The organism is Proteus sp. G3927, assembly GCF_963894685.1.
GTDB classification, from domain to species: Bacteria; Pseudomonadota; Gammaproteobacteria; order Enterobacterales; family Enterobacteriaceae; genus Proteus; species Proteus mirabilis.
The window spans coordinates 1-12,682 of sequence record NZ_CAWQGX010000034.1 but is presented as its reverse complement, the minus strand read 5'-3'; the positions used below and the strand labels follow the sequence as shown (position 1 = coordinate 12,682).

Below are 12,682 nucleotides of genomic sequence, written 5' to 3'. Positions count from 1 at the left end.
ATATAGAGTAAGTTGTTCGTAACAGTTGGTCACAATGCGTGCATGGTAACGGAAAAAAAGGTTTCTGACACGTTTTGTAAGGAGGAATGATGTCAAACGCATCAAATGTTTTACTGGTGTATGTCCATCCCGAGCCGCGTCAATCTATCGCCAATAAAGCGTTGTTGCGTGCGGTGAGGGATCTGGAAAATATAACAATTCATGATTTATATGCCACTTACCCTGATTTTTTTATCGATATTCACCGTGAGCAAGCACTATTGTGTCAACATCAAGTCATTGTATTTCAGTTTCCATTACAAACTTATAGTTGTCCTGCGCTATTAAAAGAGTGGCAAGATAGAGTGCTCACGCGTCCTTTTGCTAATAAAGTTGGACGAGCTCAACTTAAAGGAAAAACATTCCGTTGTGTGGTGACTACTGGTGAGCCTGAACATGCTTATCAACATAATGGTAAAAATCACTACACACTATCTGAATTATTGCGTCCTATCGAGTTAATGGCGGAAATGTGTGGTATGCGCTGGTTATCGCCGATGATTATTTACTCCGCAAGGCAACAGTCCAAAACAACACTAGGGCATATTAGTGATGCTTATCGCCAATGGTTACAAGCACCGTTAGAGGGGGAACACGCGGATGGAAGGTAATTGGATGATAAAAGCCGTGCTGTTTTTCTTATGTGCTGCCGTGATTATGGTCCCCATTGCACAACGCTTAAAAATTGGTGCGGTATTAGGCTATTTAATTGCTGGTATTGCGATTGGCCCTTGGGGATTAGGGTTATTTAAAGATGTTGATTACATCTTACACTTTTCTGAACTAGGGGTTGTTTTTTTAATGTTCCTGATTGGGCTGGAGTTAAATCCAGCTAAGCTTTGGGAGTTACGGCGAGCAATATTTGGTGTCGGCGCCATGCAGGTTGTCTTTACTGCATCTATTATCACAGGGCTACTTTTACTCTTAACTTCTTTTTCGTGGCAAGCGGCATTGATTGGTGGCCTAGGTATCGCCATGTCATCAACTGCGATGGCTTTACAATTGATGAATGAAAAAGGAATGAATCATAACGAAGGAGGGCAGTTGGGTTTTGCGGTTTTACTCTTTCAAGATATGGCCGTTATTCCTATTCTTGCGGTGATCCCTTTACTTGCTGGCGAAACAGCCAGTAGTGATTGGTATCGTATTGGCCTAAAAATAGTCTCATTCGCTGCATTATTAATTTGTGGCCGCTATTTATTGCGCCCACTATTTCGCTTAATTGTTAAATCGGGTGTGAGAGAAGTTTTTACCGCCGGTGCGCTATTAGTGGTATTAGGGTCAGCACTCTTTATGGAAATGATTGGCTTTTCCATGGCGATGGGAACTTTTATTGCAGGGGTATTATTAGCTGACTCTGAATATCGTCATGAATTAGAAATCTCGATTGAACCTTTTAAAGGCTTATTGCTAGGGTTGTTTTTTATCTCCGTCGGTATGTCCCTCGATATAGGTATATTGTGGCGTTATTTACCACAAGTGTTACTGGGCGTTGTTATTTTAGTCTTGATTAAAGGGTTGGTACTTTATGGTATCGCTTGGTTAGCGAGATTACGTTTTTCGACACGTTTACAATTTTCAGCCGTATTAAGCCAAGGCGGTGAATTTGCTTTTGTCGTCTTTTCTACCTCTATGGCGATGGGGGTATTAAATAGTGAACAGATGGCATTGCTTTTGGCTGTCGTAACGCTTTCAATGATGACTACGCCACTTGTGATGCAAATGACAGACGCCGTGTTATCGCGCCGTTATAATGATGCAAAGATAGACGAAGAGCCTTTTGTTGAAAATAACCATCCAGAAGTGATCCTGGTGGGCTTTGGTCGTATGGGGCAGGTAGTCGGGCGCCTACTTATGGCAAATAAAGTCAATGTGACCGTATTAGAGCATGACGTTGGTAGTTTAAGTACCATGCGTAAATATGGTTATAAAGTTTATTATGGCGATGCGACAGACTTGAATTTATTACGTGCTGCGGGGGCTGAACACGCGAAAGCCATTGTGATCACCAGTAATGAGCCTGAGGCGACAATGGAAATTGTCCATTTATGTCAGCGCCATTTTCCTCAATTACAAATTATTGCCAGAGCAAGAGGACGTGTTGAAGCACATGAGCTGTTAAAAGCAGGGGTGACAGAGTTTAGTCGAGAAACCTTCTCGAGTGCTTTAGAGCTAGGACGTAAAACTTTAATTGAACTTGGTATGCACCCACATCAGGCCTATCGTGCACAACAGCATTTTCGTCGTCTAGATATGCAGTTATTAAGAAAGTTGGTGGACGAATCACCTGAAGAAGTCTCGAATGTTTCACGTGTTAAAGAGGCTCGTCGTGAATTAGAAGAGCTGTTTAATGAAGAGATGAGACAAGAGCACCACCAGCCTGATATTTGGGACGAATCGTTAACTGATGCTATCCCTCAAGTAAATAGAGAAAAAAGACCCATTGATAAACAGGAGAACTGACCCCATGTCTGCAACCCGTAAGCGTTTTATTGCTGGCGCAGTATGTCCCCACTGTCAAGCCCAAGATACACTCAAAATGTGGCGAGAAGATAAAGTGGATATTGTGGAATGCGCTCAATGTGGTCATCAGCAAAGGCAAACAGACGGTGAGGTTAGTGCACTTGTGCGTGAAAATGAACAGGTCATCGGGATCTTTACACCACAATAATTGTAGGTTTTTTTGATATAACCCGATACAGACGATTTATTTTTCGTTACAATCGGGAAAATTTTGCCCACGGGTATGTAGGAGATGTCATGAAAGTAGCAAACGACTTGGTAGTTAGTCTGGCTTATCAAGTAAGAACAGAAGACGGTGTTTTAGTTGATGAGTCCCCGGTGAGTGCACCGCTAGACTATCTACATGGCCGTGGTTCTTTAATCAGTGGTTTAGAAAATGCATTAACGGGTCGTGAAGTTGGTGAGAAGTTCGACGTTGAAGTCGCTTCTGATGACGCATATGGCCAATACGATGAAAACTTAGTTCAACGTGTACCGAAAGATGTTTTTGTTGGTGTTGATGAGTTAGAAGTGGGTATGCGCTTCTTAGCTGATACAGATCAAGGCCCAGTACCAGTAGAAATTACCGGTATTGAGGGTGACGAAGTTATCGTTGATGGTAACCACATGTTAGCGGGTCAAAACCTGAAGTTTCATGTAGAAATCGTTGCTATCCGTGAAGCCACGGAAGAAGAATTAGCTCATGGTCATGTTCATGGTGAAGATGAAGGTCATGAGTGTTGTGGCGGACATGGCCACGGTGAAGAAGGCGGATGCTGTGGTGGTGGTCATGGTCATGATCACGATCACGGTGAAGAAGGTGGATGTTGTGGTGGCGGTCATGGAAAAGGTGGTCACGGCCACGGTCATGGCGGTTGTGGTTGCCAACATTAATCTTGTGAAACCATTGAAAAAGGAGCGTGATAACGCTCCTTTTTTGTTCTTGCCTACAGTCTCACTTGAAGTTAATAATGAGGTGGTGGGGTCTCATCTTCAGGGCGAGCGAGCATTGACGATTGGGATGACTTCAATCGTTCGGTGACGATTTTTAAGGCCTCTTTAAAACGACTAATTTCAATTTGTTGTTGTGTGACCACCTGATTTAACTCTTCGATGGTGGCATCTTGGAAAGCAATTTTACTCTCTAATTGAATAAGTAACTCTTCTATTTCCTTAATGTCCATGGTTTTTTCTCCTTGTTATGTGATGTCATATAATGACTAATATAGTGAATTACTGAGTAAAATTTAATATTATTTACTGATATATACACAGTAAGACATAAATCTGGTTTGAGTTAAAAGACTATTTTGTTAATGTGGTAACACGCTGTGCTGACGAAAATCCTAACATTAACGGTTGTGGGTGTCGGCAAATATTTTTAATTCATATAAAATTGTTACCCGCGGATGAGATCTACTCCGCAACGACAGAAAGAAGTGATGCAAAACGTATTTGCTAAGATTTAAGATGATCGTTTGCAACGCGTAGTGACTCACTAACATAAACTGGAGAACGGGATGAAATCTTTATTAAAAACGACGTTGTTGGCAACAAGTTTAGCATTTGCATTTAGTGCACCTCATGCACTGGCAGAAGAGACAGCTAAAGTACCAACATTAAATAGCGCGTTTAAAACTCAGGATGAGCAGAATGCATATGCTTTAGGCGCGTCAATGGGTCGCTATATGGAAGCTGCATTAACAGAACAAAAAAATATCGGTATTAATTTAGATTCAAAACAATTATTAGCCGGTGTTCAAGATGCCTTTAATAATAAATCTAAATTATCAGATGCAGAAATTGAATTAACGCTGGCAGCTTTTGAAGATCAAGTACGTACGGTTGCAACGGCGAAAATGGAAAAAGAAGCTGCAGAGAATAAAGCTGCTGGTGATAAATTCCGTACAGAATTTGCGGCTGAAAAAGGTGTTGTTAAAACTAAATCAGGCCTACTGTATTTAGTTGAAAATCCAGGTAAAGGTAAAACACCAACAGATGCCGATCGCGTTACTGTGAACTATAAAGGTATGCTGATTGACGGTAAACAATTTGATAGTTCTTATGATCGTAAAGAGCCTTTAACTATTAGCCTGAAAAGTGTTATCCCAGGTTGGACTGAAGGTATGAAATACATTAAAGAAGGCGGAAAAATTAAGTTAGTTATTCCACCTGAATTAGGTTACGGTCAACGTGCAACGAGTGGCATTCCAGCTAACTCAACATTAGTCTTTGAAGTTGAATTGCTGAGTGTTGAAAGCGACAAATAATCAGTTGCTTAATGAAAAAATGCTGGAGTACTATTCCAGCATTTTTGTTTGTTTATTTTATTTTTTCTTCAACAATCATCGAGTTAGACTTTTTAAATACAAAAATAAGACCAATAATAATGGCGCCCATCCCCGCTAAGCTAAGCCAAGACATTTTATTGCCTAAGAAGATATAATCCATTAACGCAGTTACTCCCGGTACTAAATAGAATAAGCTAGTCACATTAACCAGATTACCTGCAGTTAACAGTCGGTAGAGTAGTAATTGTGCCACGACAGAAATAATAATTGCTAGCCAAAGTACGGGAACAATAAAACCAATATCCCAAGATTGCTGCATAGGTTGAAATGGAATAAATAATAAGCATAGCGTTAAACTAACCACATATTGTATCGGCAATGCCTCCATAGGCGCTAATTGTAATTTCTTTTGGGAAATTGCGCCAAAGCTCATACAGAGGAGTGCAATGAGTGCATAAATCATTCCTGTTAATGAGAGTGAAGTATTAAATAAACTCTGCGCAACCACTAATACTAATCCTATCAAAGCAATAAATAGTCCTAATAACCGACTCGCAGTAAAGTGTCGTTCAATGATCCATAAAGTGAGGATCGGCTGAATACCCATAATAGTGGCGAGCATCCCTGGTGTAATACTGTTAGCGAGCGCTAACAAGTAACAAATAGAGTAACCACCGATAATGAGCAATCCAACCCATGCTGTTTTTAAACGGCTTCCTTTAGGGGGAAGAAATTGGCGACGTTGGAGACAAAGTAGGGTAAGAAACAGTAATGCAATAACAAAACGCCAAGTCAAAATGGCAAATGAACTGCCATTATCTAAACCCCAACGAGAAAAAATAGCACCACTACTCCAAAGTAGAACAAAAAGCGTAGTAGGGGCAAACTTTGCCCAATATTGACCTAAAAACATAAGTAAACCTGTAAAAGTGTGTAGAAACAGCAGTAATATCGAGATAACGGTTATGTCATTCTGATAGGAGAATCAATAGTAATAATCTCTCTACATACATATAGTAATGAATATATTCTAGCCAGATAAATTATAGAAGTGCATAACAGTGCTAAAGGTAAACTGTTTCTCTAGCAACTTTTGCATAAAATAAGCGAGAGAAAATGTAGATATAGTCGGTTTCACCAGCGGATCGATATTTTATGATATTTGTTAAAATTTTTAGATAATTAGCATATTAATAGGGTTAACAACTTCTTAAAATAGCATAATATTTAAATATAACTGGTGTGCTTAGCTTCATTGATCTTTTTCTTGATCCCCGAAATAGGGTAATTCTCTCAAGAGAAATGCGTGAGTAATGTAAAAATAGAAAGAAAATAAAGCAAAGCTGTGACCTATGACAAAGCTCTTATTCTAAGACTCTTGACGTAGATCCCTTGACGATTTAACGTCAAGATTGTACAGGACTTTATATTTAAATTTTAATATTGAATTGATTCATGAAGATGAATCATTATAAATAATAAGACCTCAAGTCATTATCATAATTAAAGCCTTTAAGGATTATATAATCAAATGTCTAGCCCGTTATTCTATGGTGACAGCAACGAGTTTGAAAAATTAGATAGCCGACCTTTTACTCAAACTGATCACGAAATTTTAAAGTCATATGAGGCTGCAGTAGATGGTTTAGCCATGTTAATTGGTCATCACTGCGAAATCGTATTGCACTCTCTGGAAGATTTGAAATGTTCAGCGGTTAAAATTGCGAATGGGGAACATACAGGCCGTAAGATTGGTTCACCTATTACCGATTTAGCATTACAAATGTTGCATGATATTACAGATGAAGATTCAAGTTTTTCAAAAGCTTATTTTACCCGTGCAAAAAGTGGCGCTTTGATGAAATCAATTACGATCGCTATTCGTAATCGTGAGCGCCGTGTTATTGGTTTATTATGTATTAATATGAACCTTGATGTCCCATTCTCTGAGATTATTAAAACCTTTATTCCTGAAGAAACTCATGAAGTGGCTTCTGATGTGAATTTTGCTTCTTCTGTCGATGATCTCGTGGCACAAACACTTGAATTTACGATTGAAGAAGTGAATAACGATCGTGAAGTGGCTAATAATGCGAAAAATAAACAAGTGGTGTTAAATCTTTATGAGAAAGGGATCTTTGATATCAAAGACGCGATAAATCAAGTTGCTGATAGACTGAATATTTCTAAACATACTGTGTATCTCTATATCCGCCAATTTAAAAATGGAGAGTAGAGTAATACGATGAATCTGACATATTGCTTGCTGGTGACTGGGCCACATTATGGCACGGAACAAGCTTCTAGCGCTTATTTATTTGCTAAAGCGTTACTTGAAAAAGGTCATCACATCGCACAAGTATTTTTTTATCGTGAAGGTGTGTCCAATGCTAATCAATTGGTCTCACCCGCAAGTGATGAATTTGACTTGCCAAAAGCCTGGATAGCATTAGCTTCACGCTACAATATCCCTTTGCAGGTTTGTGTTGCTGCAGCATTACGGCGTGGTGTTGTTGATGAGCAACAAGCTAAAGAGCAGGGGTTACTGAGCAGCAATATGGCAACAAAGTTTGAGCTAAGTGGCTTAGGAGCCCTCGCTCAAGCGATGTTAACTTGTGATCGTGTGGTGCAGTTTTAATGAAGAAAATGAATTCTGTGGCGTTTATCTTTACTCAGGCACCTCATGGTAATAGTGCTGGGCGTGAAGGTTTAGATGCGCTATTAGCAACTTCCGCCTTAACCGAAAATATAGGTGTTTTTTTTCTTTCTGATGGCGTGTTCCAATTACTGGAAAATCAACAGCCTGAAGGCGTTCTTTCTCGTCATCATGCAGCTACATTTAAAGTCCTCCCCTTGTATGATGTGACAAACGTCTATATATCACAAGAAGATCTAGCTCATCGTGGTTTATCGTCACAAACAATGTTTATTCTTGACGCCAAGGTTATAACAGCTCAAGAGATTGCTCAGAAACTGAGTCACTATGACGTGGTATTACGTTTTTAATGATGAGTTAGTCAAGAAGGATGAACGGTTATGTTGTATACTTACTCCGTCTCTATTTACCAAAGTGATTTGGACGCATTTTTGTCTTTATTGACAAAGCATGATGAAGTTTTATTAATCCAAGATGGTGTACTAGCCGTTCTTGAAGATAATCCTTTATTAATTTATTGTCTGGCTCAGCAAATTTCTGTTTATGCATTAATTGATGATGTTCTCGCGCGAGGCCTAAAAGATCAGGTTTCTCATCAGATTAAACTTATCAATTATGGTGATTTTGTCGATTTAACGGTAAAACACCCCCAACAAATTCACTGGGGCGCGTAGAATTGCTGTATAATTCTTGACACATGAGCTCGTCAGCAATAAAATTCTGCGTCCTCATGTTTTGTCTTGTCGACAAGACAGAGTTCAAATCCGTGTTTACGAAGCAAAAACCAGGAGCTTTTTTTAAATGGCAACTATTAATCAGCTGGTGCGCAAATCTCGTAGCTCGAAAGTTGTTAAAAGCAACGTTCCAGCTCTGGAAGCTTGCCCGCAAAAACGTGGCGTATGTACTCGTGTATATACTACCACTCCTAAAAAACCAAACTCAGCACTGCGTAAAGTATGCCGTGTTCGTTTGACTAACGGTTTCGAAGTTTCTTCCTACATCGGTGGTGAAGGCCACAACTTGCAGGAGCACTCCGTAATCCTTATCCGTGGTGGTCGTGTTAAAGACTTACCAGGTGTGCGTTACCACACTGTTCGCGGCGCGCTGGACTGTTCCGGTGTTAAAGACCGTAAACAAGGTCGCTCTAAGTACGGTGTGAAGAAGCCAAAGGCTTAATGGTTCTCCGTTAAGTAAGGCCAAACATTTTTTCACAATTAATGTCAAAATAAACTCATCGAGTTTTGGACAACCCTGAATTTTAAACGGAGTATTTCCATGCCACGTCGTCGTGTAATTGGTCAACGTAAAATTCTGCCAGATCCTAAGTTCGGATCAGAACTACTGGCCAAATTTGTTAACATTCTGATGGTAGACGGTAAAAAATCTACTGCAGAATCTATTGTTTATAATGCGCTAGAGACCCTGGCTCAGCGTTCAGGCAAAACTGAACTGGAAGCGTTCGAAATCGCATTAGATAACGTACGTCCTACTGTGGAAGTTAAATCCCGCCGTGTTGGTGGTTCAACTTACCAAGTTCCAGTTGAAGTACGCCCAGTTCGTCGTAATGCATTAGCAATGCGTTGGATTGTTGAAGCTGCTCGTAAACGCGGTGATAAATCCATGGCTCTTCGCCTGGCAAATGAATTATCTGATGCGGCTGAAAACAAAGGCGCTGCTGTTAAGAAACGTGAAGACGTTCACCGTATGGCAGATGCAAACAAGGCGTTCGCACACTACCGCTGGTAATCCGCGAAGTAGTCGCAACTCTTTTCAGGACAGCTATGCTGTCCTTTACCTGAATTGAACGCCCACGAGAGAGGAAAAAATGGCTCGTCAAACCCCCATAGCACGCTATCGTAATATCGGTATTAGTGCGCACATCGACGCCGGTAAAACCACTACAAGTGAACGTATTCTGTTTTATACCGGTGTAAACCATAAAATTGGTGAAACTCACGAAGGTTCAGCAACAATGGACTGGATGGAGCAAGAGCAGGAACGTGGTATCACTATCACATCCGCTGCAACTACTGCATTCTGGTCTGGTATGGCTAAACAGTTTGAGCCTCACCGTGTAAACATCATCGACACCCCGGGACACGTTGACTTCACTATCGAAGTAGAACGTTCTATGCGTGTTCTTGATGGCGCGGTTATGGTTTACTGTGCAGTTGGTGGTGTTCAGCCTCAGTCAGAAACAGTATGGCGCCAGGCTAACAAATATCATGTACCACGTATCGCGTTCGTTAACAAAATGGACCGTATGGGTGCAAACTTCTTACGTGTAGTTGAACAAATCAAAACACGTTTAGCTGCAAACCCAGTTCCACTGCAAATCCCAGTAGGCGCTGAAGAAGATTTCACTGGTGTTGTTGACCTGATCAAAATGAAAGCGATTCGCTGGAATGAAGAAGATCAAGGCGTCACCTTCGAATACGAAGACATTCCTGCTGATTTACAAGATCTAGCAGAAGAGTGGCACAACAACCTGATCGAATCTGCAGCTGAAGCATCAGAAGATCTGATGGACAAATATCTGGGCGGTGAAGAACTGTCAGAAGCAGAAATTAAATCTGCGCTGCGTAAACGCGTTCTAGATAACGAAATTATCCTGGTTACCTGTGGTTCTGCATTTAAGAACAAAGGTGTTCAGGCGATGCTGGATGCAGTTATTGAATATCTGCCAGCACCAACAGATGTACCTGCAATTAAAGGTATTTTACCAGATGGTAAAGATACTCCAGCAGAACGTCATTCAAGCGATGAAGAGCCATTCTCTGCACTGGCATTTAAAATCGCAACTGACCCATTTGTTGGTAACTTAACGTTCTTCCGTGTTTATTCCGGTGTTGTAAACTCTGGTGACACAGTTCTGAACCCAGTTAAAGACAAAAAAGAACGTTTTGGCCGTATCGTTCAGATGCATGCTAACAAACGTGAAGAAATTAAAGAAGTTCGTGCAGGTGACATCGCTGCTGCTATCGGTCTGAAAGACGTTACTACAGGTGATACACTGTGTGCAATTGATGCACCAATCATCTTAGAACGTATGGAATTCCCAGAGCCAGTAATCTCTGTTGCTATCGAACCTAAGACTAAAGCTGACCAAGAAAAAATGGGTATCGCTCTGAACCGTCTGGCTCAAGAAGATCCATCTTTCCGTGTATCTAGTGATGAAGAGTCTGGACAGACTATCATCGCAGGTATGGGTGAGCTACACTTAGACGTGTTAGTTGACCGTATGCGTCGTGAGTTTAAAGTTGAAGCGAACGTAGGTAAACCACAAGTTGCTTACCGTGAAACAATTCGCGAAGAAATTACTGACGTTGAAGGTAAACACGCTAAACAATCTGGTGGTCGTGGTCAGTATGGTCATGTTGTTATTGACCTTAGCCCATTACCATCAGGTGGTGAAGAGAACTATGTGTTTGTCAACGATATCGTTGGTGGTGTAATTCCTAAAGAATTCATCCCAGCTGTTGACAAAGGTATCCAAGAACAGCTGAAATCAGGTCCTTTAGCCGGTTACCCTGTTGTTGATATCAAAGCTCGTCTGCACTTCGGTTCTTACCATGATGTTGACTCCTCAGAGATCGCGTTTAAAATTGCTGCATCTATGGCCTTTAAAGAAGGTTTCATGAAAGCAAAACCGATTCTGTTAGAGCCAATCATGAAAGTTGAGATTGAAACGCCAGAAGATTACATGGGCGACGTTATCGGTGACTTAAACCGTCGTCGTGGTATGGTTGAAGGTATGGACGATCTACCTACTGGTAAGATCATTCGTGCACAAGTACCACTGGCTGAAATGTTCGGTTATGCAACTGACCTGCGTTCACAAACTCAGGGTCGTGCTTCATACTCAATGGAGTTCTTGAAGTACAACGAAGCGCCTAGCAACGTCGCTCAGGCTATTATCGAAGCTCGTAAAGCGAAATAAGATCCTTTCGAGTTCAATTTAGTTTACGCTCCCTCTGTGAGAGGGAGCGATATTAAGGAATATAGTCGTGTCTAAAGAAAAATTTGAACGTTCAAAACCGCACGTTAACGTTGGTACTATCGGCCACGTTGACCATGGTAAAACAACTCTGACTGCTGCAATCACTACAGTTTTAGCTAAAACTTACGGTGGTGCTGCTCGTGCATTCGACCAAATCGATAATGCGCCAGAAGAAAAAGCGCGTGGTATCACCATCTCTACTTCACACGTAGAATACGATACTCCAACTCGCCACTACGCACACGTAGACTGCCCAGGTCACGCCGACTATGTTAAAAACATGATCACTGGTGCTGCGCAAATGGACGGAGCTATTCTGGTAGTAGCAGCAACTGATGGTCCAATGCCACAAACTCGTGAGCACATCCTGTTAGGTCGTCAGGTTGGTGTTCCTTACATCATCGTATTCCTGAACAAATGTGACATGGTAGATGATGAAGAGCTGTTAGAATTAGTTGAAATGGAAGTTCGTGAACTTCTGTCTCAATACGATTTCCCAGGTGATGACACTCCAGTAATCCGTGGTTCAGCGCTGAAAGCACTGGAAGGCGAAGCAGAGTGGGAAGCAAAAATTGTTGAATTAGCAGAAGCACTGGATTCTTATATCCCAGAGCCAGAGCGTGCAATTGACAAACCATTCCTGTTACCAATCGAAGATGTATTCTCAATCTCAGGCCGTGGTACAGTAGTTACTGGTCGTGTAGAGCGTGGTATCATCAAAGTAGGTGATGAAGTTGAGATTGTTGGTATCAAAGAAACCGCAAAAACAACTTGTACTGGCGTTGAAATGTTCCGTAAATTACTTGACGAAGGTCGTGCAGGTGAGAACGTAGGTGTTCTGCTGCGTGGTACAAAACGTGAAGAAATCGAACGTGGACAAGTACTGGCGAAACCAGGTTCAATCAACCCACACAACAAATTTGAATCAGAAGTTTATATTCTGAGCAAAGATGAAGGTGGTCGTCACACTCCATTCTTCAAAGGCTACCGTCCACAGTTCTACTTCCGTACAACTGACGTAACTGGTACTATCGAATTACCAGAAGGCGTAGAAATGGTAATGCCAGGCGACAACGTGAACATGATCGTTGAACTGATCCACCCAATCGCAATGGACGAAGGTTTACGCTTCGCAATCCGTGAAGGTGGCCGTACAGTAGGTGCGGGTGTTGTTGCTAAAGTATTAGGTTAATT

Annotated in this window: 15 protein-coding genes; 13 read left to right on the top strand and 2 right to left on the bottom strand. The window is 41.3% G+C overall.

Annotated elements, in window-relative coordinates; genetic code table 11:
- Positions 1-89: 89 nt before the first annotated feature.
- The 4 genes from kefG to slyD all read left to right on the top strand — a co-directional run bounded on the left by kefG (position 90) and on the right by slyD (position 3,435).
- Complete coding sequence (kefG, locus tag AACV00_RS16095; protein WP_004246884.1) at positions 90-650, top strand: glutathione-regulated potassium-efflux system ancillary protein KefG; 561 nt, start codon at positions 90-92, stop codon at positions 648-650.
- Positions 640-2,502 carry a glutathione-regulated potassium-efflux system protein KefB gene (kefB, locus tag AACV00_RS16090; RefSeq protein ID WP_104459607.1) on the top strand — a complete coding sequence of 621 codons (1,863 nt, stop codon included), beginning with the start codon at positions 640-642 and terminating at the stop codon, positions 2,500-2,502. Before kefG ends, kefB begins: the two co-directional genes overlap by 11 nt.
- Before the next feature lie 4 nt (positions 2,503-2,506).
- Positions 2,507-2,710, top strand: coding sequence for a YheV family putative zinc ribbon protein (locus AACV00_RS16085; RefSeq protein WP_004246886.1), 204 nt, complete (start codon positions 2,507-2,509; stop codon positions 2,708-2,710).
- 89 nt (positions 2,711-2,799) lie between these two features.
- A complete protein-coding gene (gene slyD / locus AACV00_RS16080) occupies positions 2,800-3,435 on the top strand; it encodes a peptidylprolyl isomerase (protein ID WP_004246887.1) in 636 nt (211 codons plus the stop codon).
- 71 nt (positions 3,436-3,506) lie between these two features.
- Here the strand turns inward: slyD and AACV00_RS16075 are convergent, their stop codons facing one another.
- A complete protein-coding gene (locus AACV00_RS16075) occupies positions 3,507-3,725 on the bottom strand; it encodes a SlyX family protein (RefSeq protein WP_004246888.1) in 219 nt (72 codons plus the stop codon).
- A 336-nt stretch (positions 3,726-4,061) separates the two neighbouring features.
- Between AACV00_RS16075 and fkpA the strand changes: the two genes are divergently transcribed.
- Positions 4,062-4,811, top strand: coding sequence for an FKBP-type peptidyl-prolyl cis-trans isomerase (gene fkpA, locus AACV00_RS16070; RefSeq protein WP_004246889.1), 750 nt, complete (start codon positions 4,062-4,064; stop codon positions 4,809-4,811).
- A gap of 52 nt (positions 4,812-4,863) precedes the next feature.
- Here the strand turns inward: fkpA and AACV00_RS16065 are convergent, their stop codons facing one another.
- On the bottom strand, positions 4,864-5,745 hold the full coding sequence (locus AACV00_RS16065; protein ID WP_004246890.1) for a DMT family transporter: 882 nt from the start codon (positions 5,743-5,745) through the stop codon (positions 4,864-4,866).
- A gap of 618 nt (positions 5,746-6,363) precedes the next feature.
- Here AACV00_RS16065 and AACV00_RS16060 point away from each other — a divergent pair.
- From AACV00_RS16060 to tuf, 8 genes are all read left to right on the top strand, one after another.
- Positions 6,364-7,068 (top strand): helix-turn-helix transcriptional regulator, encoded by a 705-nt coding sequence (locus AACV00_RS16060; RefSeq protein ID WP_004246891.1) that lies wholly within the window; start codon positions 6,364-6,366, stop codon positions 7,066-7,068.
- Positions 7,069-7,077: 9 nt separating this feature from the next.
- Complete coding sequence (tusD, locus tag AACV00_RS16055) at positions 7,078-7,470, top strand: sulfurtransferase complex subunit TusD (protein WP_004246892.1); 393 nt, start codon at positions 7,078-7,080, stop codon at positions 7,468-7,470.
- Positions 7,470-7,838 (top strand): sulfurtransferase complex subunit TusC, encoded by a 369-nt coding sequence (tusC, locus tag AACV00_RS16050; RefSeq protein WP_004249124.1) that lies wholly within the window; start codon positions 7,470-7,472, stop codon positions 7,836-7,838. Before tusD ends, tusC begins: the two co-directional genes overlap by 1 nt.
- A gap of 30 nt (positions 7,839-7,868) precedes the next feature.
- Positions 7,869-8,162 carry a sulfurtransferase complex subunit TusB gene (tusB, locus tag AACV00_RS16045; RefSeq protein WP_004246894.1) on the top strand — a complete coding sequence of 98 codons (294 nt, stop codon included), beginning with the start codon at positions 7,869-7,871 and terminating at the stop codon, positions 8,160-8,162.
- 127 nt (positions 8,163-8,289) lie between these two features.
- Complete coding sequence (gene rpsL, locus AACV00_RS16040; protein WP_004246896.1) at positions 8,290-8,664, top strand: 30S ribosomal protein S12; 375 nt, start codon at positions 8,290-8,292, stop codon at positions 8,662-8,664.
- A gap of 99 nt (positions 8,665-8,763) precedes the next feature.
- Positions 8,764-9,234 carry a 30S ribosomal protein S7 gene (gene rpsG, locus AACV00_RS16035; RefSeq protein WP_004246897.1) on the top strand — a complete coding sequence of 157 codons (471 nt, stop codon included), beginning with the start codon at positions 8,764-8,766 and terminating at the stop codon, positions 9,232-9,234.
- A gap of 79 nt (positions 9,235-9,313) precedes the next feature.
- Entirely contained in the window at positions 9,314-11,428 is a 2,115-nt protein-coding gene (gene fusA / locus AACV00_RS16030; protein WP_012368509.1) for an elongation factor G, read from the top strand.
- A 67-nt stretch (positions 11,429-11,495) separates the two neighbouring features.
- A complete protein-coding gene (tuf, locus tag AACV00_RS16025) occupies positions 11,496-12,680 on the top strand; it encodes an elongation factor Tu (RefSeq protein ID WP_004249692.1) in 1,185 nt (394 codons plus the stop codon).
- Positions 12,681-12,682 lie beyond the last annotated feature (2 nt).

Coding starts and splice junctions, on each gene's coding strand:
- AACV00_RS16060 (WP_004246891.1), top strand. CDS start 6,364: ATGTCTAGCCCGTTATTCTATGGTGACAGCAACGAGTTTGAAAAATTA.
- tusD (WP_004246892.1), top strand. CDS start 7,078: ATGAATCTGACATATTGCTTGCTGGTGACTGGGCCACATTATGGCACG.
- rpsL (WP_004246896.1), top strand. CDS start 8,290: ATGGCAACTATTAATCAGCTGGTGCGCAAATCTCGTAGCTCGAAAGTT.
- slyD (WP_004246887.1), top strand. CDS start 2,800: ATGAAAGTAGCAAACGACTTGGTAGTTAGTCTGGCTTATCAAGTAAGA.
- fusA (WP_012368509.1), top strand. CDS start 9,314: ATGGCTCGTCAAACCCCCATAGCACGCTATCGTAATATCGGTATTAGT.
- kefB (WP_104459607.1), top strand. CDS start 640: ATGGAAGGTAATTGGATGATAAAAGCCGTGCTGTTTTTCTTATGTGCT.
- rpsG (WP_004246897.1), top strand. CDS start 8,764: ATGCCACGTCGTCGTGTAATTGGTCAACGTAAAATTCTGCCAGATCCT.
- kefG (WP_004246884.1), top strand. CDS start 90: ATGTCAAACGCATCAAATGTTTTACTGGTGTATGTCCATCCCGAGCCG.
- AACV00_RS16075 (WP_004246888.1), bottom strand. CDS start 3,725: ATGGACATTAAGGAAATAGAAGAGTTACTTATTCAATTAGAGAGTAAA.
- fkpA (WP_004246889.1), top strand. CDS start 4,062: ATGAAATCTTTATTAAAAACGACGTTGTTGGCAACAAGTTTAGCATTT.
- AACV00_RS16085 (WP_004246886.1), top strand. CDS start 2,507: ATGTCTGCAACCCGTAAGCGTTTTATTGCTGGCGCAGTATGTCCCCAC.
- AACV00_RS16065 (WP_004246890.1), bottom strand. CDS start 5,745: ATGTTTTTAGGTCAATATTGGGCAAAGTTTGCCCCTACTACGCTTTTT.
- tusC (WP_004249124.1), top strand. CDS start 7,470: ATGAAGAAAATGAATTCTGTGGCGTTTATCTTTACTCAGGCACCTCAT.
- tusB (WP_004246894.1), top strand. CDS start 7,869: ATGTTGTATACTTACTCCGTCTCTATTTACCAAAGTGATTTGGACGCA.